This is a genomic window from Cellulophaga algicola DSM 14237 (assembly GCF_000186265.1).
Classification (GTDB): domain Bacteria; phylum Bacteroidota; class Bacteroidia; order Flavobacteriales; family Flavobacteriaceae; genus Cellulophaga; species Cellulophaga algicola.
The window spans coordinates 1,773,036-1,795,743 of sequence record NC_014934.1 but is presented as its reverse complement, the minus strand read 5'-3'; the positions used below and the strand labels follow the sequence as shown (position 1 = coordinate 1,795,743).

Genomic DNA, 22,708 nt, shown 5'->3' with positions numbered 1-22,708 from the left:
ATGAAAAAACATATACCGCTATTTTTAGCACTAGTCATTTCTGGTACTTTTTTTACCGCATGTACAGAAGATTTTGATGAAATTAATGAAAACAATAACAATCCAGAAACGGTAAGTCCGCAATTTTTGTTGACCAATGTAATCTCCGTTTCTTCAGATTTAAATGCCTATGAGCAAGGCTTTAGACAGTCTAATTATTTGGCGCAGTTCTCGGCAAGTATAGAATTTGAACGTATAGATCGTTATGAAATGGGCTCTAATAGTGAATACTGGAATGCTATTTTTGGATTGCTATCAGACATTCAATCTATAAAAGCTTCAAAAGCCTCTAATGAAGCCTACAATGCGGTTGGCGCTATTATGCAGAGCTATCTATTCTCTCAACTTACTGATTTATGGAATGATGTTCCATATACAGAAGCATTAGGCGCATTAGAAGGTGCTTTTTTACCTAAATATGACACTCAAGAAAGTATCTACACAGATCCAGAAACAGGTATTATTGCGGTATTAAGAAACTCCGTTACCCTATTAGAGAACAGTAATGCAACTATTGAGGGTGATGTGTTGTTTAATGGCGATTTAACGAAATGGGTAAAATTTGCCAACTCCCTACAGGTACGCTATCTCATGCGCATTAGTAAAAGAAGTCCAGATTTTAATGCGTTACAGACCTTAGCTGATTCTGGCAACTTAATGCAATCAAATGCGGATAATGCTGTAGTGCCCTACTTAAGTTCTGCGCCAAACCAGTTTCCTTTGTTTAATGCCTCTTCTGGGACCTACAGAGAGCATTCAATGACTGCAACAGTAGATTCGGTTTTGAAATCTTGGAATGACCCTCGTATGGCTGTACTTTATAGTCCTACAGCAGCAACAAAAAATAATGCCACCCCAGAATATACTGGTTTACTAAACGGTCAATCAACAAACACAATATCTAGTAGTGGTATTGACTTAAATAAAATTTCTTTATTCGGAAGTATTTTCCGAGATGCTCCAGATGGTGTTGATGCCCAATACATGCAATATTCCGAAACACAATTTGCCTTAGCAGAAGCTGTTGCAAAAGGTTATATTTCTGGAAATGCAGCTACCTATTATGAAAACGCAATTGCAGCAAGTTTTGAATATTACAATACTGTTTTACCTGTAGATTATATGACAAGGCCAGAAATAGCGTTAGATGGAAGTGAAAATGATATTACTAAGATACTAGCTCAGAAGTGGCTTAGTCTAATTTCTGTAGGACACGAAGCTTGGTTTAACGTCCGGAGAACGGGAATTCCTAATTTAAAAGCAGGGCCTGATAATTTCAATGAAGGAAAATATCCCGTTCGGTATTTATATCCAGAGTCAGAACAAGCTTCAAACAATGCCAATTACCAGGAAGCATCTGCCAGAATTGGCGGAGATAATATCAATAGTAAAGGTTGGTGGGAAAAAGATTAAAATATGATTATGATACAAAAAATTAAACTATTCGGTATTTTATTAACAATTGCAATGTTTACGTCATGTAATTCTAAGGATAAGAAAACTAATATTCAAACAGAAATAAAGAAAGAAGAAGTACCCATTGAAGTAAAAGTTGAGGGCACAAAAAAGGTATGGATTGATGCTGATCTAGCCGTTGGCATGAAAAACATCAATAGACCAGGATATTCAGATGTTGATGATGGTTATGCTGTTTTACAATTATTAAATGCAGACAATATTGAAATAATAGGTATGAGTACCGTCTTTGGAAATAACAGTATTGAAAATGCGTTTACTATTGGTAACTATATAAATACTGAATTTATAGATCAGAAAATTCCGGTCTTTAAAGGGGCAGGAAAACCTATCGATAGCAACAATGTAATGACCAGTGATGCTGTTGAAGCTTTAGCATCTGCTTTGAAAAAAGAGCGCTTAACTATTTTAGCAATTGGCCCTGCAACGAATATTGGTGTATTGCTACTGAAATATCCTGACCTGAAATCGCAAATAATTGAAGTGGTGTTGGTTGCTGGTCGCAGAACCGCTAAGGACCATTTTAATATTGGAACCAAAGGGGTTATAGCCAAAGATTTGAATTTTGATTTAGATAATGCCGCTTTTCAAGTTCTTTTAGATAATGAGGTACCCGTTGTATTATGTCCTTTTGAAATATCTAGTAAAGTTTGGATAGAACAACAAGATTTAGATACCTTAAAAACCATCAACCCTGCTATGAAATGGTTAGCTACAGCTTCTCAACCATGGATAGAACAATGGACGGGACAAGGAGCTACTGGCTTTAATCCTTTTGATGCTCTAGCAAGTCATTATATCATTGCACCAGAAGATATTGTTTCAGAACCACTATTAGCGCGTTTAGAACTGCATCTCGATGATACCATCAAAGAAAATAAAAATCAGGTATTTAAACAGTACCTACTTTGTGATGAAACTAAAGGCACGCCTGTAAAATATTGCTTTGATGTAGTACCCGGTTACCATCAAAAATTAATAGCTAGTTATAAAAAATAAGTAAGGTGATAAAACTAAACAATACCATATCAGAACTGAACTCATATCTTCAATCAAAAAAATGGATTTATGAGGGTGAAACTATTCTTTCGGTAGAAAAACCCGGAGAAGGGAATATGAATTTCACGCTTCGGATAGTAACTAACAAGAGATCCTTCATCATTAAACAGAGTAGAGACTATGTAGAGAAATATCCTCAAGTAGCTGCACCTTTAGAACGTGTTTTACGTGAAGCAGAGTTTTACAGGTTGATAAATGATATACCTCAGCTAAAACTAATGATGCCAGATCTTATAGGGTTAGATAAGGAAAATAGCGTTATGTTAATGGATGATTTAGGAAAAGGAAAAGACTATTCATACCTCTATCAACAAGGCGAAGTTATTTCTGAAGAAGACCTACTCACCATTATATTTTTTATTTCGAAACTTCATAATACCATTACCTCTAATACCGTAGAGAAAAAAATTACTAACAAAAAAATGCGAGAGCTTAATCACGAGCATATTTTTAAGTACCCCTATGTAGAAGAGAATGGAATTAATTTAGATGAAATTTTACCTGGCTTACAACAACATGCCAATATATTGAAACAAGATGAACAACTAAAAAAAGAAGTTCTAGAACTCGGAAAGCTATATTTAGAAGATGGCACTACATTATTGCATGGAGATTACTTTCCTGGTAGTTGGTTAAAAACAGGTTCCGGAGTAAGAATAATAGATCCTGAATTTTGCTTTTTCGGTATTGCAGAATTTGAGATAGGAGTAACTATTGCACATTTAAAAATGGCAGAACAACCAGAAGAAACAATTAAAAAAGCCTTACGACATTATAAAAATTCATGCCCGCTAGATGAGGAATTGTGTGAAAAATTTGTGGCCATAGAAATCATCAGAAGAATTATAGGATTGGCCCAATTACCATTAGAAATAAGCTTAGAAAAACGAGTAGAATTATTAAAAGGAGCACGTAAAACACTTCTAAACTAAGTAAAAACAATAGGAGTTGCAGAAACACTAAAACCAACTTATCAGTTGGTTTTAGTGTTTTATAAAGAAGAAAGATTTCCCATAATTTCTCTTAGTACTATTATTTCATCGATGAACTGCAACCTTAAGTCTCAGAAATCACGTTAAAATTAATAAACCAACTAAAGGGTCAGAAAAATTAAGCCTTTAACAGCTATTTTATGGTAAATTTGAGCGGAGTGCTTTCAAAATACACCTATATATGACCAAAGAATTGTCAAGTAATAAATCAATCGGACTAGTATTATCAGGTGGAGGTGTTAGAGGAATGGCACACATTGGACTTATTAAAGCCATGCAGGAATTCGGGATTGAAGCAAAATCTGTTACAGGAAGTAGTGTAGGTGCTTTAGTAGGGGCTTTATATGCTAATGGAAATTCTATTGAAGATATGTTGCATTTCTTTAAAACTACTCCCTTATTTAATTATCAGTTTTTGACTATCGCGAAAGCAGGATTTATGGATACTGATAAATACATCCGCTTTTTTAAAGCCTATTTTCCAGAAGATAGTTTTGAATCATTACAAAAGGAATTACATATAGTTGCTACCAATATTCAAGATGGAAATGCTGAATTTTTCTCTACTGGAGAGCTAATTAGACCTTTATTGGCATCTGCAGCATTACCACCAGTATTTAGTCCTATTGAAGTAAAAGGTCAATTATACGTTGATGGAGGAATCATGAACAATTTTCCTGCTGAACCTTTATATGAGAAATGTACATACATTATTGGTAGTAACGTTTCTATTGTAAGCAAACTAGACAAAAAAGATCTAAAAAACACTTACCAATTAACGGGTAGAGTTACAGGCTTAATGATCTATGCTGCTTCTAAAACTAAATTAAAATCTTGTGATTTACTATTTGAATCGCCAGACTTAGAGCATATTGGCATGTTAGACCGCAAAGCTATTGAAAAAGCATATACCATAGGTTATGAACATGCTTGTAGGCAATTTGAAATTTTATCAAAAACATAAAAAAACAGGAATAAAACGCACGCATTTATATTCCTGTTTCATACTAATCTCTATATTTTGAGGTTATACATCATCAAAATCTACCTTTAATGTAGGTGTTAATGGATGTGCTTGACATGTTAAGATCAATCCTTCTGCAATTTCTCCATCGGTTAAAATTTGATTCTTAACCATTTCAGCTTTTCCTTCGGTGACCCTAGCAATACAACTACTGCATACTCCGCCTTGGCAAGAATACGGAGCGTCTATATTTTCTTTTAAAACAGCATCTAATACTAACATTTTTTTATCCATAGAAAATGTAAATGTTTCATCATCTACAATAACCTGAACCTGTGTTGCACCATCTAAATTCTCTGCCATAGTATCTACAGTCTCTGATGAGGTGAATAATTCAAAATGAATTTTTTCTTTAGCAACGTTTGCCGCTTGTAATTTTTCGGAAACCAAATCTATCATTTCTTCCGGTCCGCAAAGGTAAAAGGCATCAAATGCAGTGTCTTTAAATTTATTTTTTACGATATAATTTACCGTAGACCCCTCTATTCTACCAAAAAGAGCTCCTTCTTGATTTATTCTACTAAATACATGCTGTACAAAAAACCGATTATTATATTGTTTTTGTAGGGCCTCTATTTCTTTAGAAAACATAACCTCTTCTGTATTCTGATTTCCATAAACCAAAACAAAAGTACTATTCAGGTGACTCTTTAAAACAGTTTCTGCAATACTCATAATTGGTGTAATTCCGCTACCGGCAACAAATGCTGCAACATGCTTAGCAGAATTGCTTGGCTGAAAAACAAAACGTCCTTCTGGTGGCATCACTTCAAGAACATCACCCACTTTAATATTATCATTGGCATATACAGAGAATGTACCATCGGTTATTTTTTTAACACCTACCGTAATTTTACCCGAAGCGGGAACTGAAGATATAGAATAGGCTCTTCTAACCTCAACTCCATTTATTTCTTTACTAATGGTAATGTATTGCCCTGCACTAAACGTAAAGGTATCTTTTAAATCATCTGGAATAGCAAAAGTAATGGCAACTGAACTAGACGTTAATTGCTGTATCGTAGAAACTTTTAAAGAATGAAAATCGCTCATGGCTATTAATTTTCTGTAAAATTAAGCAAAGGCGAAAGCATATAAAACTGAAAAAGGGTAAAATAATATACCTAAGATTCTTATACATAAGAAAATTATGTATATTTAAACTTAAAAGAAGTAGTATATAATGGGTAATTCAAAATTATACAAAGGGAGTTTAAATACCATCATATTAAAGCTTTTAGATGAGCAAGGTAAGATGTATGGCTACGAAATAACTCAAAAAGTAAAAGCGCTTACTAAAGGGGAGTTAAACATTACAGAAGGAGCACTTTATCCGGCATTGCATAAATTAGAAGCTGAGGGCCTATTAAATGTAGAGGTCGCAAAAGTTGACAATAGACTACGTAAATATTATAAGCTTACAGAGCAAGGTGAAAAAGAAACTGTTAACCGACTTGCAGAGCTAGAAGAATTTATCCGCAGCATGCAAAATTTGGTGAATCCTGATTGGAGTATTAATTAAATTGTTTTGTGATGAAATTAAATCGGGAACAAATACAATTCATAGATACCTACCTCCAAAATTCCGAAATTGAATTTATAGATGTTCGGATGGAAATGATAGATCATATAGCCTCTGATATTGAACATAAAATGGAAACGGAACACACAGAATTCTATTATGCATTTAAGAATTATATGGTGTTACATAAGAAAGAACATCAAAAAGCTAATAAAAGATATAAAAAAGCCACTGATGTTAAAACCCTGCAACAGTTAGGCTACCTATTTATTAAGCCTTCTAATCTGTTTATATTAATCGGAACATTTTGCTTCGTAAAAATTATTTCTAATTATCACGACATTGGATTATTCGTAAGGTTTGCTCCAATTACCGTTTTGTTCTTAGTCTGCATTTATTATTTCATAATTAGCTATACTAAAGGTAAAAAAGTAAGATATTCTAGTTTAGAGCGTTTAGGACTATTTTAATTACACTATTTCAAATTGTACAGATTTCTTACAATCCCTTCACACAAAGTATAACGTCAAACAGCTCTATTAATCTTATGACAGGCTTCTTTGCTATAATTGCTACAACGGCCTTAATTTTCCTTCAACTAATTTTAAAATACAATAAAGAATACACTAGTCTATATAAAAATACGATCGTATGAATACACTAACAAAAGACCAACTCTTAACCATAGAAACTTATTTGAATCAAAAAGACCTAACTCAAATTGATTTAAGAAATGAAGTTTTAGACCATATAGCGAATGGTATAGAAACCACAATGAATTCTGAAAATCTCCCTTTTAAAGAAGCTTTTAATAAAGAAGTAATAACATGGAATAAAGAATTTGGAAATTACTCAAGTTGGTGGTTGGGGATTGCATGGGTTGGGCCAAAAATCATGATGAAAAAATGTGTGAGAATTGGTAAAAAAAGCTACCTCAAAGCCTTAAAATACACAATATCCGCCTTTTTAATTATCTATCTGTTAAATGCTTTCTTAGACTTATCTAAATATTCCTCGGTTCTAAATACAATGATAGGAATCGTATATTTAACCATCGGATGTATGGCAATTATTTTATATAGAACTGTTAGAAAAAGCTCCTATAAAACATCTTATAGTTTTTTATTCAGTAGACAAGTGCTACCTAACATCTTTATTTATTTCCTAATGAACCCTCTATTTTTCGAAGTGTATCAAATAGGAATAAATAAATCATCAAATATTTTTATGCTATTTATTCATCTCTTCTCAATATCATTTGCATTTATTATATATGACTTGTTTAAAAATCACATGGACATCAAAAAGATGAAACTAGCTTAACCTAAAAAAATATTAATGAATGGTGCTTAAGCATGTGGTAGTATTGGTGATTCCTCTAAGGAGATAAATATTTCTAAATAACATTCCTAGAATTTAAAATCAGACTAACCTTGTAACATTAACAATCATTTTAATACTTACATAGCATAAATAACCCATCATGTTCAAACATTTTATAACACTACAATGGAAATCATTCTTTAGAGCAGCTTCCTTAAAAAGTAGTATCGCCATTAAAATTCTAATGGCTTTTGCCGCTGTTTATATGACTGCCATCTTTATTGGAATGGGTGTTGGGGTTTATTTTGTAATTGAAGACATGAATATTGGTGATCCTTTTGATGTTATTAACAAATTCATAATTTACTACTTAATTGTAGATCTTGTTTTTCGCTATATGCTTCAAAAAATGCCGGTAACGAATATAAAACCACTACTCTATCTCCCTTTTAAGAAAAGCCAAGTGGTTAATTTTTCGCTTGCAAAAACAATAGCATCTTATTTTAATTGGTCTCATGCGTTCTTTTTTATCCCTCTTTCTATAGTACTATTGACAAAAGGGTATGCTGCAACAGGAGTTATTGGTTGGCATCTAGCCCTAATCGCTATTATCTACTGCAACAATTTTATCAATGTTCTCGTTAACAACAAAGACAGTATTTTTTATCCGTTAGTGGGTTTAATTGCACTCTTAGGATTATGTCACTATTTACAATGGTTTGATATTACAACGTACACTGCACCATTTTTCAATGCGCTCTATACCTTACCGTGGATTTCCATTATTCTTTGGGTAATAGCTTTTGGCTTATATTATGCCGCCTTTAATTATTTTAAAAAGAACTTGTACCTAGATGCAGGATTGCAGACCAAGCAAACCATTGCTAAAACAGAAGATTTAAGTTGGTTGAATAGATTTGGGAATTTAGGCACTTTCTTAAAGAATGACATTAAACTAATAAAAAGAAATAAGCGCTCTAAAATGGCGGTGATTACGAGTTTCTTTTTCATATTCTACGGGTTCTTATTTTTCACAGGAACTATAGAAGCCTATGATGGACCTATATGGAGAATTTTCGCAGGAATATTTATATCCGGTGGATTCCTTTTTAGCTTTGGACAATTTGTACCGAGTTGGGATAGTTCCTATTACCCCTTAATGATGTCACAAAATATTAAATACAAAGAATACCTAAATTCTAAATGGTATTTGATGGTCATTGCTACACTTATTAGCACCACCATTGCATCGTTTTATCTATTCTTTGGTTTACACGCTTACTTAGCTGTACTGGTTGGTGCCGTTTATAATATTGGGGTAAACTCATATGTCGTTTTATTAGGCGGAGCGTACACACGAACTCCAATAGATTTAACCTCTTCAAAAAAAGCATTTGGAGACAAACAATCTTTTAATTTAAAAACTGTAATGCTTACCATGCCCAAACTTCTATTGCCTTTAATCATTTACGGCTTAGGCCATTATTTAATTAGCCCTACAGCTGGATATATCTTTGTAGCCATGGCCGGTGTTATAGGTTTTGCTTTTAAAGGGTATGTTTTTAAGAAAATAGAGCACGTTTATAAAAAAGAAAAATACAAAACTCTACTAGCCTATAAGCAAGTAAGTTAACTTTAAAGCATACCACTAAATGATAACTGTACAAAACTTAACAAAAACATACGGAAAAAATACCGTCCTAAATATTGAACATCTTGAGATTCCTAAAGGGCAAAGTTTTGGACTCGTAGGAAATAATGGAGCTGGTAAAACAACCTTATTTAGTTTGTTATTGGATTTAATACAACCTACTACAGGGTATATTAACAATAATGGCGTTCAAGTAGATATAAGCGAAGACTGGAAACCTTTTACTACTGCTTTTATTGATGAAACGTTTCTCATTGGGTATTTAACTGCCGAAGAATATTTCTACTTTATTGGAGAATTAAGAGGGCAGAATAAAGCAGATGTCAATGCGCTACTTGCAAACTTCCAAGACTTTTTTCATGGGGAAATACTAGGTCAGACTAAATATTTGCGCGATCTATCTAAAGGGAATCAGAAGAAAGCTGGTATTGTAGCTTCTTTCATAGGAAACCCAGAAGTGGTAATTCTGGATGAACCCTTTGCAAACCTAGACCCTACAACTCAAATACGCTTAAAAGGAATAATCAAAGATTTAGCGGCGAACCAAAATGTAACGGTTTTAGTTTCTAGTCATGATCTAATCCATGTCACTGAAGTTTGCGAGCGTATTGTTGTATTAAATAAAGGACAACTCGTTAAAGATATTGAAACATCTGCAGAGACTTTAAAAGAATTAGAGGTGTTTTTTGCTGGATAAGACCTTTAATTCTAGCAATTTTCTAATTACAATTGTTAAGAACTACACTTTAACGGTAAAAAAAGTAGTTAACAAAATTTTGGCATCTTAAGATATAGATAATCAAGTGCTTATGTATATAAGCTATAATTAATTTAAAACCAACAACTTTCAGATGAACTACAAAGTAGATAAAAATATCAACAGACCGTAGTTAAAAAAACCTAATATCATTACAGGCATAAAATAGTTTGGAGTCAGCGTAATTTATAGTTTGCACCCTCAATAAAAAACTATTTTAATATGAAAACTTCAAGAACATTTTTATTAGCTTTAGCCATTGTAACCTTATCATTAGCATCATGCACAAATGATAATTCCGATGAGAGTGAAAACAATATATATGAGCAGCAAGCAATTGACAGAGATGAAGTCAAGATGGGCGACGTTTAATCTAAACATATGGAAAGCAATGGGCATAATTTTATGCGCATTGCTTCCTTTTGCTCATGACATTATAACTACAAGCACTGGTGAACTACAAAGTTGGGTGCCAAATTTAAGAATCATAGAATTCTTTTCTGCCTCCGATGGATCCTTCTTAGGGTATTCCGCCTATCGTATTTTTTTAGCATTAGTCGGCATGCAACTCAGTTCTTTTATAGCATGGTTGTTAGTTCTAGAATTTTCTAAAGGTAAATCTTACAGGTTTGTTTTTCTATTTCCTACAGTAATAAATGGCTACCAATTACTACTTATGGTATTTAATCTACGTAAAACACCCTTAAATAACTGGAATTATAAAATTTTTATCTTACTTTTGGTGGGAGTATTGTTGATACTCAATTTTTACTTAACCGACAAGAATGCCAAAACCCAAACAAAAAATTAAATCCCTGAGTACTGACTTCGTGATATTTATGAAGTTTATCTCTAGTGAGATTAACCAAACCCTACTTAGTTTCTCTACGGTTGACCTACACCCATCTATAGATGTAAATGACGCTGTTGATAAGTTCAAAAAGTCTAGCTCTTCTATAGAAGATTTTTGCAAGAGCTATATTCTTTCTAAAATGAATAATGATAAAACTTTTGAAGTAAATCATGATATGCTTTATGCGCAGGTTAGAATGCTTAAAAGATGCCTTCTAAAGAAAAAAAAAACTTCAATAAGTAATGTAAAGACAACATTGAGAATTACAAACAGTGACCGTTCATCGATATAGTTCTTAAAAAGACAACACAAACCAACTAGTTGGTAGTTGTGTCGTAAAAAAGAAACCTCATTATTACTTAAATCGATTTCATAATTAAAATCATCGTCAAAAAGGCAAATATTAGCTATTTAATAGTTAAAAAATATACTATACAAACCGCTTAGTTTGTGAAATTCGATATTTTTGACCTCATTCATTTCTATCTATTAAAAATTAAAGGACTTTTTATCGATGAACTACATAATAATAAGCTCCTTTTTAAGTTTAGTAATTAGATAAACCTAGAATATTGAAGCTTCAGTTTAAACTTATTGCTGCTCTTGTTTTTGGAGGTGTGTTATTTAATGCATGTTCCACGAAGAAAGATGCTTTTGTGAACCGTAATTGGCACGCATTAAATACCAAGTACAATGTCTTGTACAATGGTAATATTGCTTTTGAAGAAGGTAGAGAAGAACTCAATGCCTCCTATCAGGATAATTACTGGGAAGTATTACCCATAGAACGTATTACTATTCGCGAAGAAATAATTTTAGATTCTGAAAATAAGAATCCAAAATTTGAACTAGCGGAAGAAAAAGCAACAAAAGCCATACAGAAACACAGTATGGAAATTAAGGATACAGAACGCAATCCACAAACTGACGAAGCTTTTCTACTTCTTGGAAAAACCCGTTATTTTGAGCAACGCTTTCTTCCTGCCCTAGAAGCATTTAATTATATCTTAAGAAAATACCCAAAAAGTGATAAGCTTAATGAAGCCTCTATTTGGAGAGAAAAGGTTAACATTCGTTTAGAAAATGATGAATTAGCCTTAAAAAATTTAAAAAGACTCTTCAAGTTTGAAGTACTAGAAGATCAAGAATATGCAGACGCCAAAGCAATGATGGCTCAAGCATATATTAACTTAAGTAAAATTGATACTGCAATTCAGAATCTAAAAGTAGCTTCTGCATACACTAAAAAAAATCCTGAAAAAGGACGTTACTACTACATCATTGGGCAACTTTATAATCAACTTGGATATAAAGACAGTGCCAATTATGCATTTGATAAAATAATACACCTTAATCGTAAATCTCCACGTGAGTATATGATTAACGCACATCTGCAAAAAATTAGAAATACAAAACTCACTCCCGAAAACACATTAGAAGTATACGAATATTTAACAGACCTGGAAGAAGATCGTGAAAACAGGCCCTATCTGGATAAAATTTTTCGTCAGATAGCGGAATTCCATTTAGAGAATGTCTCAGATAGTTTGGCTTTAGCGTATTTTAATAAATCATTAAGAGCAACACAAAACAAACCACAGCTTAACGCCCTGAATTACGAAAACTTAGGGGAATATAATTTTGATAAAAATGATTATAAAATTGCTGGTGCTTATTATGATAGTACACTTGTAAATTTGCCAGAAAACACAAAAAAATATCGATTTATAAAGAAAAAACTAGATAACTTAGAAGATGTTATACTTTATGAAGATGTGGTACACTACACGGATAGTATAATTACCATATACAACATGCCAAAAGAAAAGCAATTGGCTTACTTTGGGACGTATATAAAGGACTTAAAAGAAAAAGACTCTTTAGCCGCTAAGAAAGAGGTTGAGCGCCAAACAAGAGGTGTTAGCGCTTTTGCAGAAACTAAGGGTGGGAAACAAAACAAAGGCAAGTTCTATTTTTATAACATTGCAAGCCTTGGTTACGGTAAAACCGATTTTAGAACTCGCTGGGGAAACCGGGAATTAGAAGATAATTGGCGTTGGACTGATAAAGCCAAAACAAATATTGCAGAAGTTGATTCTATTGCAAATAATGCAACTAATGAAATTACAGGCCTTACTGAAGAGCAAAAATATTCTATTGATTTCTATATGGATCAAATTCCAACAGAAGTTACCGTTATTGATAGTTTAAAAACAGAACGAAATTTAGCAAACTATCAACTAGGTTTAATTTACAAGGAGAAATTTAAAGAGAATTTCTTAGCTGCCGGTAAGCTAGAAACAGTATTGAAATCTGATCCTGAAAAGCGATTAATTCTTCCATCTAAATACAATTTATATAAAATCTATGAAGAATCTGGTAGCCCACTTACTGCTCAGATGAAAGAAAATATTATTACCAATCACCCTGACTCTCGCTACGCAGAAATACTATTAAATCCAAATGCAGTGCTAGAAGGTGATACAGAAAGCCCTGATGCAAAGTATGCCGATTTGTATAAGAAATATACAAATCAAGAGTATTTACAGGTAATTACAGGTACACAGGAGAATATTACCAAATTTACTGGTGATCCTATTGTGCCTAAGTTAGAAATGCTAAAAGCAAATGCTATAGGTAGAATTCAAGGTTATGATGCCTTTGAAGAGGCTTTAAATTATGTAGCCTTAAATTACCCTAATAACCCAGAAGGTAAAAAAGCAAAGGAGATTATTGCGGATCAATTACCCAAGTTAGCCCCAAAAGAATTTTTACAGCCTAATCCGTCTAAAAAAGCAGAAAACTGGAAATTAATATTCACATTTGACATGGCTGCAACGGAATCTGCAACTACGCTAAAAGAAGAATTAGAAAAAGCGATAAAAGATTTAAAATACAGAAATACGGTATCTATTGATATTTATGACCTAGAAAATAAATTTGTTGTTGTACACGGTTTTAAAACACAAGATTATGCGCTTGGATTTGCTGAATTGATAAAAAACAATAAAGACTATAGAATAGCGGATGAGAATTTCGTAATTTTATCTTCGAACTATAAAATTATTCAGGTTCATAAAAATTTAACTGCTTACAAAACACACACTGTAACCCCAAAACCGTAGAACATGTTTTCAGACAATAAAAAACAAAAACCTAAAGCAATGACAGAACTAGGAGGACAACCGAACAGAATTGAAAAAAACACTCGCATTAAAGGAGACATCATTTCAGAAGCAGATTTGAGAATTGATGGAAAATTAGATGGGAATGTAAAGACTTCTGGTAAAGTTGTTATTGGTAAAGATGGTTACATCCATGGTAAAGTGGAATGTGTAAATGCAGATATTGAAGGAAGCTTCAATGGCGAGCTTTTAGTATCAGACCTGTTATCATTAAAATCTTCTGCTGTAATTGAGGGCGTTGTTTCTGTAGCTAAACTAGCTGTAGAGCCAGGCGCAACATTTAATGCAGCTTGTACCATGGGAGGCGGTAAAATAGCTTCTCAGAACAAACCTGCTAATTCTGGAAATGGAACCGCAAAAGCCTCGTAAGAAAATAAACAAGGGTTTACAAACTGCAACAAAACTTTCAGGAATAGGAATCCAAATGGGACTTACCATTTACTTAGGAAACTTATTAGGTTCTTGGCTAGACGAAAAATACGCAACTAATTATTTAGAAATTTCTATCACACTTGTTGCTATCTTTGTATCTATGTATTCCATGATACGTCAAGCCAATAACCTTAACAAATAAAGTTTTGCTCAAATCCATTTTACAATATATCATTGTATTTACGCTATTATTCCTTGTGGGTAAATATACCCATTTAGCCATTTTAGATTATTCAATTCCTTTCCCATTAGGAAAAATGTATCTCTTTCATTATCTATTTTCAATGGGTATCTGCATTTTAATTGCTTACCTAGCTTTTGCAGATATTTTAAAAGAACAATTAAGTTTAATCTATTTAGCTACACTTTTCTTAAAGTTAATTTTCTTTGCTATTCTATTTAAAAGTACCGTATTTAGTGAGGTAGTATTACCTCGCATAGATAGGTTTTCCATGCTAATTCCACTTATTCTATTTCTGACGGTTGAGGTGCTATTTATCTCAAAAATTCTAAAGAAAATCTAGTTGAATAATTATTACATTAAAATTATTTGATTTTTATTTTTAATAACTACCTTTGCGCAAAATTTTAGGAAGTCAATTTTCGAAATATTTATAATGAATATAGCATCAAAATATATTACTAGAACAGCTTTATTAATTACCCTTACATTCTCATTACAAGGGTTTTCTGTATCTGATCCAGAAAAGGAAGCACATGTAGAGACCGTAGAAGGTAAGATAAATACTAAAGAAAGTATTGACAACTATATTGCGCATCACCTTAAAGATGCTCACGATTTTCATTTGTTTTCTTATACTAATGATGCTGGAGAAACAAAACATATAGGTTTTCCACTACCGGTAATCTTATGGTCAAGCAATGGATTAGTTACTTTTATGTCCTCAGCTTTTCATCATGATGATAACGCACAGGTTATCGTAAACCGTGGTGGTTCTAAATTCACTAAACTTCACAGTGTCATCTATGAATTAGATGCTAATGCAACAGCAATTAGTTTTGATGAACATCATCACCCAGAAAACGCACATAAACCTCTAGACTTTTCAATCACTAAAAGTGTATTCGGAATGTTATTCGCCGGGTTTTTAATGATTTTTGGTTTTAGAGCTTTAGCTAAAGGCTATAAAAAGAGTCCAATACCTACAGGTTTTGCTCGTGTATTAGAACCTTTAGTACTTTATGTTCGTGACGAAATAGCAAGACCAAACATTGGTGAGAAGCATTACCGTAAATTTATGGGCTTCTTATTAACTGTATTTTTCTTTATTTGGATTTTGAATTTATTAGGATTAACACCATTAGGCTTTAACGTTACAGGACAAATAGCGGTAACAGTATGTTTAGCACTATTTACCTTTTTAATTATTCAATTTAACGGAAATAAAGATTACTGGAAACATATATTCTGGATGCCAGGTGTACCAGTATTAATGAAGATTGCATTAATCCCTGTCGAAATATTAGGGATGTTAACAAAACCATTCTCATTATTTGTACGTTTATTCGCTAACATTACAGCAGGCCACTCCGTAGTAATGGGTATTGCCGCTTTAATGATTATATTAAAAGCGCAATTTGGAACTGTTAGTGCTACAGGAATATCTGTATTATTAACCTTATTTTTAACAGTAATAGAATTATTAGTTGCCTTTTTACAAGCCTATATTTTCACCATGTTATCGTCCCTATTTATTGGTATGGCAGTAGCAGAGCATGACCATGCTCACGAGCATGATGGTCACGGTCATAAAATTGAAGATGTAGAAGATGTAAGAGGTGATTTTATTTAACGAGAGTTTATTTTTAATTTAATATAAATCAATTTAGTATGTACAATTTAATTGGAGCAGGATTAATCGTAATCGGTGGTGGTATCGGTTTAGGTATGATTGGTGGTAAGGCAATGGAAGGTATTGCTCGTCAACCTGAAGCAGCTGGAAAAATCCAAACTGCGATGATCATTATCGGAGCATTATTAGAAGGTTTAGCATTCGGTGCTTTACTTTTAGGAAAATAATAATTCCCGATCAAAGCAAATTGAAGCACAATAGTAACGGTTGGTTGCTATTGTGCTTTAAAAAATAAACTAATAAAAACACAGAATAACATCGTATGGATATTTTTAATGATTTTCCGGTAGGCTTATTTTTCATGCAAACTTTTATCTTATTAATCTTAATTGCATTAATGGTTAAATTTGCTTGGAAACCAATTTTGAATTCTTTAAACGAAAGAGAAACTGGTATTGCTGATGCACTTGCTGCAGCGGAAAACGCAAAAAAAGAAATGCAAAATATCACTGCTGATAGTGAGCGTTTATTACAAGAAGCACGTGCTGAAAGAGAATCAATGATCAAAGAAGCGCGTGAGATTAAAGATAAAATGTTAGCAGATGCTAAAGGTCAAGCAAAGGCAGAAGGCGATAAAATGCTAGCACATGCTCAAGAAGCAATACAGAGTGAGAAAAAAGCAGCTGTTGCAGATATTAAAAATCAAGTAGCTTCCTTATCTTTAGAGATTGCAGAAAAGGTGATTAAAGAACAACTAGCTAACAAAGACAAGCAACTACAATTGGTTGAGAACATGTTAGGTGACATCAAATTAAACTAGAAGCATGAGCGAATCTAGAGCAGCAGTACGTTACGCAAAAGCTACCTTAGACCAGGCTATAGAAAACAAAGCCTTGGATGCTATGGAAGCTGATATGCGTTCTATCGCTGAAACCATAAGCGAAAGCAAAGAATTATCAGATGCATTGAGCAGTCCGGTTGTAAAAAGTTCTGATAAAAAGGACATTTTATTGGCTATTTTTAAAGATGCCAATGAAATTACTAAAGGCCTTATTGGTGTTTTAATCACCAATAAAAGAATTGCATTACTAAACGAAGTTGCTTTAAAGTATCTTATTATTAATGAAGACTTAAAAGGGCAAGGAGTTGCATTTGTAACTACCGCTGTCGCTTTAACAGCTGACTTAGAAAAAAAGATACTTGATAAGGTGGTAGAATTGACTGGAAAAAAAGTTGTAGTAAAAAATACTATCGATGAAAAAATTCTAGGAGGTTTTGTACTACGAGTAGGAGATTTACAATACGATGCGAGCATCGCGAGTAAACTAGGAAATTTAAAAAGAGAATTTACAAACAGTTTATAATTATAATAACGTAGTCGCCGGTGTAAATTTGCGCTACAACTTATATCATTAATAACATGGCAGGAGTAAAAGCCGCTGAAGTATCAGCAATATTAAAACAGCAATTATCAGGATTTGAAGCTACAGCCTCTTTAGACGAAGTAGGTACAGTTTTACAAATTGGTGATGGTATTGCAAGAGTTTACGGATTATCTAACGTACAATACGGTGAGTTAGTAGAATTTGAAGGCGGATTGCAAGGTATCGTTCTTAACTTAGAAGAAGACAACGTTGGTGTTGTTCTTTTAAGTCCTTCTAGAGATATCAAAGAAGGTACTGTAGTTAAAAGAACTCAGACTATTGCTTCTATTGAAGTTGGTGAAGGTATTGTTGGTCGTGTTGTAAATACATTAGGGAAACCAATTGATGGTAAAGGTGCTATCGCTGGTGAACTATACAAATTACCTTTAGAGCGTAAAGCTCCAGGTGTAATTTACCGTCAACCAGTTACTGAACCATTACAAACAGGTATTAAGGCAATTGATGCTATGATCCCTGTAGGTAGAGGACAACGTGAGTTGGTTATTGGTGACCGTCAAACGGGTAAAACTACTGTTTGTATTGATGCCATTTTAAATCAAAAAGAATTTTACGATGCTGGGAAACCAGTATATTGTATATATGTTGCTATAGGGCAAAAAGCATCTACAGTAGCAAACATTGCACAAACATTAGAAGACAACGGAGCTTTAGCATATACGACTATTGTAGCTGCTAACGCATCTGATCCTGCTTCTATGCAAGTGTATGCACCATTTGCAGGAGCTGCCATTGGTGAGTATTTTAGAGATACCGGTAGACCAGCTTTAATTATCTATGATGATTTATCTAAACAAGCGGTTGCTTATAGAGAAATTTCTCTTTTATTAAGAAGACCACCGGGACGTGAAGCGTATCCAGGTGATGTTTTCTACCTTCACTCTCGTTTATTAGAGCGTTCTGCAAAAATCATCGCTAACGATGCTATTGCAAAAGACATGAACGATTTACCTGATGCATTAAAACCAATTGTAAAAGGTGGTGGTTCCTTAACGGCATTACCAATCATTGAAACACAAGCAGGTGATGTTTCTGCGTATATCCCAACCAACGTAATTTCTATTACAGATGGTCAGATATTCTTAGAGCAAGATTTATTTAACCAAGGGGTACGTCCAGCAATTAACGTAGGTATTTCTGTATCTCGTGTTGGTGGTAATGCACAGATTAAATCAATGAAAAAAGTAGCGGGTACTTTAAAATTAGATCAAGCACAATTCCGTGAATTGGAAGCATTTGCTAAGTTTGGTTCAGATTTAGATGCTGCCACTTTAAATGTGATTGAGAAAGGACGTCGTAACGTTGAAATATTAAAACAAGCACAAAACGATCCTTATACCGTAGAAGATCAAGTAGCAATTATCTATGCAGGTTCTAAAAACCTGTTAAGAACTGTTCCTGTGAATAAAATTAAAGAGTTTGAGCGTGATTATATCGAATTCTTAAATGCAAAACATAGAGATACTTTAGATTCTTTGAAAGCCGGTAAATTAACGGATGAGGTTATTGATGTATTAACTTCTGTTTGTAAAGATTTATCAGCGAAATACATAAAATAATTCCCTTTTAAATGTTCTCTACGGGGAAGCTTTAAAGTCGGATAATAAATATTTTAACGAATCAATCCCTCTCCTTTGGAGAGGTTAGGAGAGGAAAATATGGCAAATTTAAAAGAAATACGTAATAGGATAGCATCAGTTTCTTCAACGATGCAGATTACCAGTGCCATGAAAATGGTATCTGCTGCAAAACTGAAAAAAGCACAAGATGCTATTACTGCAATGCGTCCTTATTCAGATAAGCTTACTGAACTTTTACAGAGTTTAAGTGCAAGTCTTGAAGGTGATGCTGGTAGTGTCTATGCAGAAAACCGTGAGGTAAATAAAGTTTTAGTAGTAGCGATAACTTCAAACAGAGGTTTATGTGGTGCTTTTAACACGAACATTATCAAACAAAGTACACTTTTAGCCAACCAAACCTATGCTGGTAAACAGGTAGAGTTTATGGCTATTGGGAAGAAAGCAAACGACATTCTTAAAAAGAAATTTACTGTTATTGAAAATCATAGTGAAATCTATGATGATTTAACTTTTGATAATGTAGCTGCAATTGCTGAAGAATTAATGGCTTTATTTACGAATGGTTCCTACGATAAAATAGAAATCGTTTATAATAAATTCAAAAACGCTGCTACTCAAATAATAATGACAGAACAATTTTTACCAATTGTTCCTGTGTCTGGAGCGGAAGTTTCTAATGCAGATTATATTTACGAGCCATCAAAATTTGAAATTGTAGAACAATTGATTCCAAAATCATTAAAGACACAATTATACAAAAGTATTAGAGATTCTTTCGCAAGTGAGCATGGTGCGCGTATGACTGCAATGCATAAAGCAACTGATAACGCTACAGAAATGAGAGATCAGTTAAAACTTACGTACAACAAAGCAAGACAAGCCGCAATTACCAACGAAATTTTAGAAATTGTTGGTGGAGCAGAAGCTTTAGCAAATTAGACGGAACGCCAGTGAAGTCAAATTTAAATAATGCGGAAGCTTTAGCAAATTAGACGGAACGCCAGTGAAGTCAAATTTAAATAATGCGGAAGCTTTAGCAAATTAGACCGAACGCTAGTGAAGTCAAATTTAAATAATGCAGAAGCTTTAGCAAATTAGATGGAACGCCAGTGAAGTCAAATTTAAATAATGCAGAAGCTTTAGCAAATTAGACCGAACGCTAGTGAAGTCAAATTTAAATAATGCAGAAGCTTTAGCAAATTAGACCGAACGCTAGTGAAGTCAAATTTAAATAATGCGGAAGCTTTAGCAAATTAGACGGAACGATAGTGAAGTCAAATTTAAATAATGCAGAAGCTTTAGCAAATTAGACGGAACGATAGTGAAGTCAAATTTAAATAATGCAGAAGCTTTAGCAAATTAGACGGAACGATAGTGAAGTCAAATTTAAATAATGCGGAAGCTTTAGCAAATTAGACGGAATGACAGTGAAGTCAAATTTAAATAATGCGGAAGCTTTAGCAAATTAGACAACATTACAAAATCGTCTATTACAACGAACAAACACGTATAGAAAACCTCGCTTTTAGCGGGGTTTTTTTATGTGCAAAAATAAATATTAAAAAGTGATGTAACATTTTTAAACAAATGAATCTAAAGGGTAAATAACTAAAACTCTCAAGATGAATTTAAAATTACTAGTTGCCCTTTTAGCTCTGAATATAAGTCTAACGCTAAAGGCGCAAGAATATCCATTTAAAGTAAACGTAGTTGGAAAAGGAAATCCAATCTTGTTGTTTCCAGGCTTTACTTGTACAGGAGCGGTTTGGAACGATGTAGTTCAAGACTTATCTAAAAATTACGAATGCCACGTGTTTACCTTCGCAGGATTTGGAGATGTACCAGCTATAGAAACTCCATGGTTAGCAGAAATAAAAAATGGCGTATCTGAATATATTATAGCTAATAAATTAAAAAAACCCACAGCAATTGGCCATAGTCTTGGTGGCAGCTTAGCACTTTGGATGGCTACAGAAAAAGAACAGTTTTCAAACATAATTTTAATCGACGCCTTGACATCTACAGGAGCGTTAATGATGCCCAACTTTAAAAGTGAATTTATTAGCTACGACAATCCATATAACGCTCAACTATTGAAAATGAACAGTCAAGAATTTTCTGCAATGGCTTTACAAATGGCTCAAGGAATGACAGTAAATGCAGATAAAATACAGCAAATTGTAGATTGGATGTTGCAAGCAGACAGAAATACTTATGTGAATGGCTACACGGATTTATTAAAGCTAGACTTAAGAGATGCTGTTACCACAATAAAAACTCCTATAACTATTTTAGCAGCTACACAACCCTATGGCGAAGAAACGGCAAGAAAAACATATCAAGAGCAGTATAAAAACCTAGAGGACTATACCCTAAAATTCGCAGGTAAGTCAGCCCATTTTATTATGTTTGACCAACCTAAATGGTTAGTAAGAGAAATAAGATTGGCATTATAATCACATATGAAGCATTTAGAAGCCCATTTTAAAGCTATTTACCAAGAAAACCACCCTAGAGTATATAGAATGTGCCTTGGTTATGCCTCAGGCGATCATATGACCGCTAGTGATTATGCTCAAGAAGTATTTATAAAAGTTTGGGAACACCTTCCCTCCTTTAGGAAGGAGGCTACAATTTCTACATGGATCTATAGAATAACGGTAAATACGTGCCTTATAAGTTTGAGAAAAAAAAGAAGTATCCCGTTTTCAAAAGTGATGCGCACAGTTGAAATAACAAACCCAGAAAACGAATCGCAAAGCACCGAGAAAAACTTTAAAGCACTCTATCGGTGCATAGACCTACTCACCAAAGACAATAAGAGCATCATATTACTAGAATTGGAAGGAATCCCACAAAAGGAAATTGCAAACATCATGGGCATAAGTCACGAAGCAATCCGTATCCGAATTCACAGAATCAAAAATGAATTAACTAAATGTGTACGACAATGACATCATTTGAAGAATTAAAAGCACAATGGGCACAACAAGAAAAAAAAGCTACCCCAAAGGATGGGTATAAAGCCATCATAAAAAAAGTGAATTCCATTAAGAAAAAACAAAAAATAACGAATGCAGTATTAGCGGTTACTATAGTTATCCTTATCACATTCTTTATGTATATAGCAGCATACAATCACAGCATCACAGCATTTGGACTAGTTTTAATGATCACTGCATTAGTCGTAAGAATAGTAATAGAGGTGATAAGCACAAAAAAACTAAGCATTTTAGAAATTGATACAACGGCTAGTCTTTACAAGAATAAGGTGGCCATGTATTATCAGCAGCGTAAAAAAATACATTTTATATGGACTCCGGTATTGCTCCTAATATACATCTTAGGTTTTGTACTCTTGTTACCTTCTTTTAAAGAAAATTTATCTTCTGGATTTTTTCTTTATATTATTATTTCATTTCCTATTATAATCATTGCATTAAGCACATTTATATATAAGAAGATAACTAATGAACTCGATGTCATTAAGGAATTGAAACGCTAATACTTAGTAGAAATTAATAATGAAAATTTAAGTTCCTTGTTTAATTGGCATCAC

General features: G+C 33.4%; 25 protein-coding genes. 24 read left to right on the top strand and 1 reads right to left on the bottom strand.

Annotated elements, in window-relative coordinates; genetic code table 11:
- From CELAL_RS07755 to CELAL_RS07740, 4 genes are all read left to right on the top strand, one after another.
- The gene (locus CELAL_RS07755; protein ID WP_013550353.1) at window positions 1–1,452 is read left to right on the top strand and encodes a SusD/RagB family nutrient-binding outer membrane lipoprotein; all 1,452 of its coding nucleotides are present in this window, start codon (window positions 1–3) and stop codon (window positions 1,450–1,452) included.
- A 9-nt stretch (window positions 1,453–1,461) separates the two neighbouring features.
- Window positions 1,462–2,514: a nucleoside hydrolase gene (locus tag CELAL_RS07750; protein ID WP_013550352.1), complete on the top strand. Its 1,053-nt coding sequence runs from the start codon at window positions 1,462–1,464 to the stop codon at window positions 2,512–2,514.
- A gap of 5 nt (window positions 2,515–2,519) precedes the next feature.
- Window positions 2,520–3,506 carry a phosphotransferase gene (locus CELAL_RS07745; RefSeq protein ID WP_013550351.1) on the top strand — a complete coding sequence of 329 codons (987 nt, stop codon included), beginning with the start codon at window positions 2,520–2,522 and terminating at the stop codon, window positions 3,504–3,506.
- A gap of 241 nt (window positions 3,507–3,747) precedes the next feature.
- Window positions 3,748–4,530, top strand: coding sequence for a patatin-like phospholipase family protein (locus CELAL_RS07740; protein ID WP_013550350.1), 783 nt, complete (start codon window positions 3,748–3,750; stop codon window positions 4,528–4,530).
- Between the two features lie 63 nt (window positions 4,531–4,593).
- On the opposite strand, the gene CELAL_RS07735 is transcribed toward CELAL_RS07740, so the two are convergent.
- The gene (locus CELAL_RS07735; RefSeq protein ID WP_013550349.1) at window positions 4,594–5,643 is read right to left on the bottom strand and encodes a ferredoxin--NADP reductase; all 1,050 of its coding nucleotides are present in this window, start codon (window positions 5,641–5,643) and stop codon (window positions 4,594–4,596) included.
- 130 nt (window positions 5,644–5,773) lie between these two features.
- Here CELAL_RS07735 and CELAL_RS07730 point away from each other — a divergent pair, with 130 nt between their 5' ends.
- The 20 genes from CELAL_RS07730 (at window position 5,774) to CELAL_RS07635 (ending at window position 22,654) form a co-directional block, all read left to right on the top strand.
- Window positions 5,774–6,112 (top strand): PadR family transcriptional regulator, encoded by a 339-nt coding sequence (locus tag CELAL_RS07730; protein ID WP_013550348.1) that lies wholly within the window; start codon window positions 5,774–5,776, stop codon window positions 6,110–6,112.
- A gap of 11 nt (window positions 6,113–6,123) precedes the next feature.
- Complete coding sequence (locus CELAL_RS07725) at window positions 6,124–6,582, top strand: hypothetical protein (protein WP_013550347.1); 459 nt, start codon at window positions 6,124–6,126, stop codon at window positions 6,580–6,582.
- Window positions 6,583–6,763: 181 nt separating this feature from the next.
- Complete coding sequence (locus tag CELAL_RS21420; RefSeq protein WP_013550346.1) at window positions 6,764–7,435, top strand: hypothetical protein; 672 nt, start codon at window positions 6,764–6,766, stop codon at window positions 7,433–7,435.
- A 160-nt stretch (window positions 7,436–7,595) separates the two neighbouring features.
- Entirely contained in the window at window positions 7,596–9,068 is a 1,473-nt protein-coding gene (locus CELAL_RS07715; protein ID WP_013550345.1) for a DUF5687 family protein, read from the top strand.
- 19 nt (window positions 9,069–9,087) lie between these two features.
- Window positions 9,088–9,783: an ABC transporter ATP-binding protein gene (locus tag CELAL_RS07710; protein ID WP_013550344.1), complete on the top strand. Its 696-nt coding sequence runs from the start codon at window positions 9,088–9,090 to the stop codon at window positions 9,781–9,783.
- Between the two features lie 367 nt (window positions 9,784–10,150).
- Window positions 10,151–10,654 (top strand): hypothetical protein, encoded by a 504-nt coding sequence (locus CELAL_RS07705; RefSeq protein WP_148229662.1) that lies wholly within the window; start codon window positions 10,151–10,153, stop codon window positions 10,652–10,654.
- A complete protein-coding gene (locus CELAL_RS07700; protein WP_013550341.1) occupies window positions 10,629–10,988 on the top strand; it encodes a hypothetical protein in 360 nt (119 codons plus the stop codon). The genes CELAL_RS07705 and CELAL_RS07700 overlap by 26 nt, the downstream gene beginning before the upstream one ends.
- Window positions 10,989–11,268: 280 nt before the next feature.
- Window positions 11,269–13,821: a type IX secretion system periplasmic lipoprotein PorW/SprE gene (porW, locus tag CELAL_RS07695; RefSeq protein ID WP_013550340.1), complete on the top strand. Its 2,553-nt coding sequence runs from the start codon at window positions 11,269–11,271 to the stop codon at window positions 13,819–13,821.
- A gap of 3 nt (window positions 13,822–13,824) precedes the next feature.
- On the top strand, window positions 13,825–14,250 hold the full coding sequence (locus tag CELAL_RS07690; RefSeq protein ID WP_013550339.1) for a bactofilin family protein: 426 nt from the start codon (window positions 13,825–13,827) through the stop codon (window positions 14,248–14,250).
- Window positions 14,228–14,455: an AtpZ/AtpI family protein gene (locus CELAL_RS07685; RefSeq protein ID WP_013550338.1), complete on the top strand. Its 228-nt coding sequence runs from the start codon at window positions 14,228–14,230 to the stop codon at window positions 14,453–14,455. Before CELAL_RS07690 ends, CELAL_RS07685 begins: the two co-directional genes overlap by 23 nt.
- A 4-nt stretch (window positions 14,456–14,459) precedes the next feature.
- Window positions 14,460–14,837, top strand: coding sequence for a DUF6168 family protein (locus tag CELAL_RS07680; protein ID WP_013550337.1), 378 nt, complete (start codon window positions 14,460–14,462; stop codon window positions 14,835–14,837).
- Between the two features lie 93 nt (window positions 14,838–14,930).
- A complete protein-coding gene (atpB, locus tag CELAL_RS07675; RefSeq protein ID WP_013550336.1) occupies window positions 14,931–16,127 on the top strand; it encodes a F0F1 ATP synthase subunit A in 1,197 nt (398 codons plus the stop codon).
- Between the two features lie 38 nt (window positions 16,128–16,165).
- Window positions 16,166–16,354 (top strand): ATP synthase F0 subunit C, encoded by a 189-nt coding sequence (atpE, locus tag CELAL_RS07670; RefSeq protein WP_013550335.1) that lies wholly within the window; start codon window positions 16,166–16,168, stop codon window positions 16,352–16,354.
- A 95-nt stretch (window positions 16,355–16,449) separates the two neighbouring features.
- Window positions 16,450–16,947 (top strand): F0F1 ATP synthase subunit B, encoded by a 498-nt coding sequence (locus CELAL_RS07665; protein WP_013550334.1) that lies wholly within the window; start codon window positions 16,450–16,452, stop codon window positions 16,945–16,947.
- A gap of 4 nt (window positions 16,948–16,951) precedes the next feature.
- Window positions 16,952–17,491 carry an ATP synthase F1 subunit delta gene (gene atpH, locus CELAL_RS07660; RefSeq protein ID WP_013550333.1) on the top strand — a complete coding sequence of 180 codons (540 nt, stop codon included), beginning with the start codon at window positions 16,952–16,954 and terminating at the stop codon, window positions 17,489–17,491.
- A gap of 56 nt (window positions 17,492–17,547) precedes the next feature.
- Window positions 17,548–19,128 (top strand): F0F1 ATP synthase subunit alpha, encoded by a 1,581-nt coding sequence (gene atpA / locus CELAL_RS07655; protein ID WP_013550332.1) that lies wholly within the window; start codon window positions 17,548–17,550, stop codon window positions 19,126–19,128.
- A gap of 99 nt (window positions 19,129–19,227) precedes the next feature.
- Window positions 19,228–20,088, top strand: coding sequence for an ATP synthase F1 subunit gamma (atpG, locus tag CELAL_RS07650; RefSeq protein WP_013550331.1), 861 nt, complete (start codon window positions 19,228–19,230; stop codon window positions 20,086–20,088).
- Between the two features lie 683 nt (window positions 20,089–20,771).
- Window positions 20,772–21,605: an alpha/beta fold hydrolase gene (locus CELAL_RS07645; protein ID WP_013550330.1), complete on the top strand. Its 834-nt coding sequence runs from the start codon at window positions 20,772–20,774 to the stop codon at window positions 21,603–21,605.
- A gap of 6 nt (window positions 21,606–21,611) precedes the next feature.
- Window positions 21,612–22,103 carry an RNA polymerase sigma factor gene (locus CELAL_RS07640; protein WP_013550329.1) on the top strand — a complete coding sequence of 164 codons (492 nt, stop codon included), beginning with the start codon at window positions 21,612–21,614 and terminating at the stop codon, window positions 22,101–22,103.
- The gene (locus CELAL_RS07635; protein WP_013550328.1) at window positions 22,100–22,654 is read left to right on the top strand and encodes a hypothetical protein; all 555 of its coding nucleotides are present in this window, start codon (window positions 22,100–22,102) and stop codon (window positions 22,652–22,654) included. The genes CELAL_RS07640 and CELAL_RS07635 overlap by 4 nt, the downstream gene beginning before the upstream one ends.
- Window positions 22,655–22,708 lie beyond the last annotated feature (54 nt).

Excerpts from the sequence above, each read along its gene's own strand:
- CELAL_RS07755 (WP_013550353.1), top strand. The coding sequence starts at position 1 with ATGAAAAAACATATACCGCTATTTTTAGCACTAGTCATTTCTGGTACT.
- CELAL_RS07750 (WP_013550352.1), top strand. The coding sequence starts at position 1,462 with ATGATACAAAAAATTAAACTATTCGGTATTTTATTAACAATTGCAATG.
- CELAL_RS07740 (WP_013550350.1), top strand. The coding sequence starts at position 3,748 with ATGACCAAAGAATTGTCAAGTAATAAATCAATCGGACTAGTATTATCA.
- CELAL_RS07735 (WP_013550349.1), bottom strand. The coding sequence starts at position 5,643 with ATGAGCGATTTTCATTCTTTAAAAGTTTCTACGATACAGCAATTAACG.
- CELAL_RS07730 (WP_013550348.1), top strand. The coding sequence starts at position 5,774 with ATGGGTAATTCAAAATTATACAAAGGGAGTTTAAATACCATCATATTA.
- CELAL_RS07725 (WP_013550347.1), top strand. The coding sequence starts at position 6,124 with ATGAAATTAAATCGGGAACAAATACAATTCATAGATACCTACCTCCAA.
- CELAL_RS21420 (WP_013550346.1), top strand. The coding sequence starts at position 6,764 with ATGAATACACTAACAAAAGACCAACTCTTAACCATAGAAACTTATTTG.
- CELAL_RS07715 (WP_013550345.1), top strand. The coding sequence starts at position 7,596 with ATGTTCAAACATTTTATAACACTACAATGGAAATCATTCTTTAGAGCA.
- CELAL_RS07710 (WP_013550344.1), top strand. The coding sequence starts at position 9,088 with ATGATAACTGTACAAAACTTAACAAAAACATACGGAAAAAATACCGTC.
- CELAL_RS07700 (WP_013550341.1), top strand. The coding sequence starts at position 10,629 with ATGCCAAAACCCAAACAAAAAATTAAATCCCTGAGTACTGACTTCGTG.
- CELAL_RS07690 (WP_013550339.1), top strand. The coding sequence starts at position 13,825 with ATGTTTTCAGACAATAAAAAACAAAAACCTAAAGCAATGACAGAACTA.
- CELAL_RS07685 (WP_013550338.1), top strand. The coding sequence starts at position 14,228 with ATGGAACCGCAAAAGCCTCGTAAGAAAATAAACAAGGGTTTACAAACT.
- atpB (WP_013550336.1), top strand. The coding sequence starts at position 14,931 with ATGAATATAGCATCAAAATATATTACTAGAACAGCTTTATTAATTACC.
- atpE (WP_013550335.1), top strand. The coding sequence starts at position 16,166 with ATGTACAATTTAATTGGAGCAGGATTAATCGTAATCGGTGGTGGTATC.
- CELAL_RS07665 (WP_013550334.1), top strand. The coding sequence starts at position 16,450 with ATGGATATTTTTAATGATTTTCCGGTAGGCTTATTTTTCATGCAAACT.
- atpH (WP_013550333.1), top strand. The coding sequence starts at position 16,952 with ATGAGCGAATCTAGAGCAGCAGTACGTTACGCAAAAGCTACCTTAGAC.
- atpA (WP_013550332.1), top strand. The coding sequence starts at position 17,548 with ATGGCAGGAGTAAAAGCCGCTGAAGTATCAGCAATATTAAAACAGCAA.
- atpG (WP_013550331.1), top strand. The coding sequence starts at position 19,228 with ATGGCAAATTTAAAAGAAATACGTAATAGGATAGCATCAGTTTCTTCA.
- CELAL_RS07645 (WP_013550330.1), top strand. The coding sequence starts at position 20,772 with ATGAATTTAAAATTACTAGTTGCCCTTTTAGCTCTGAATATAAGTCTA.
- CELAL_RS07640 (WP_013550329.1), top strand. The coding sequence starts at position 21,612 with ATGAAGCATTTAGAAGCCCATTTTAAAGCTATTTACCAAGAAAACCAC.
- CELAL_RS07635 (WP_013550328.1), top strand. The coding sequence starts at position 22,100 with ATGACATCATTTGAAGAATTAAAAGCACAATGGGCACAACAAGAAAAA.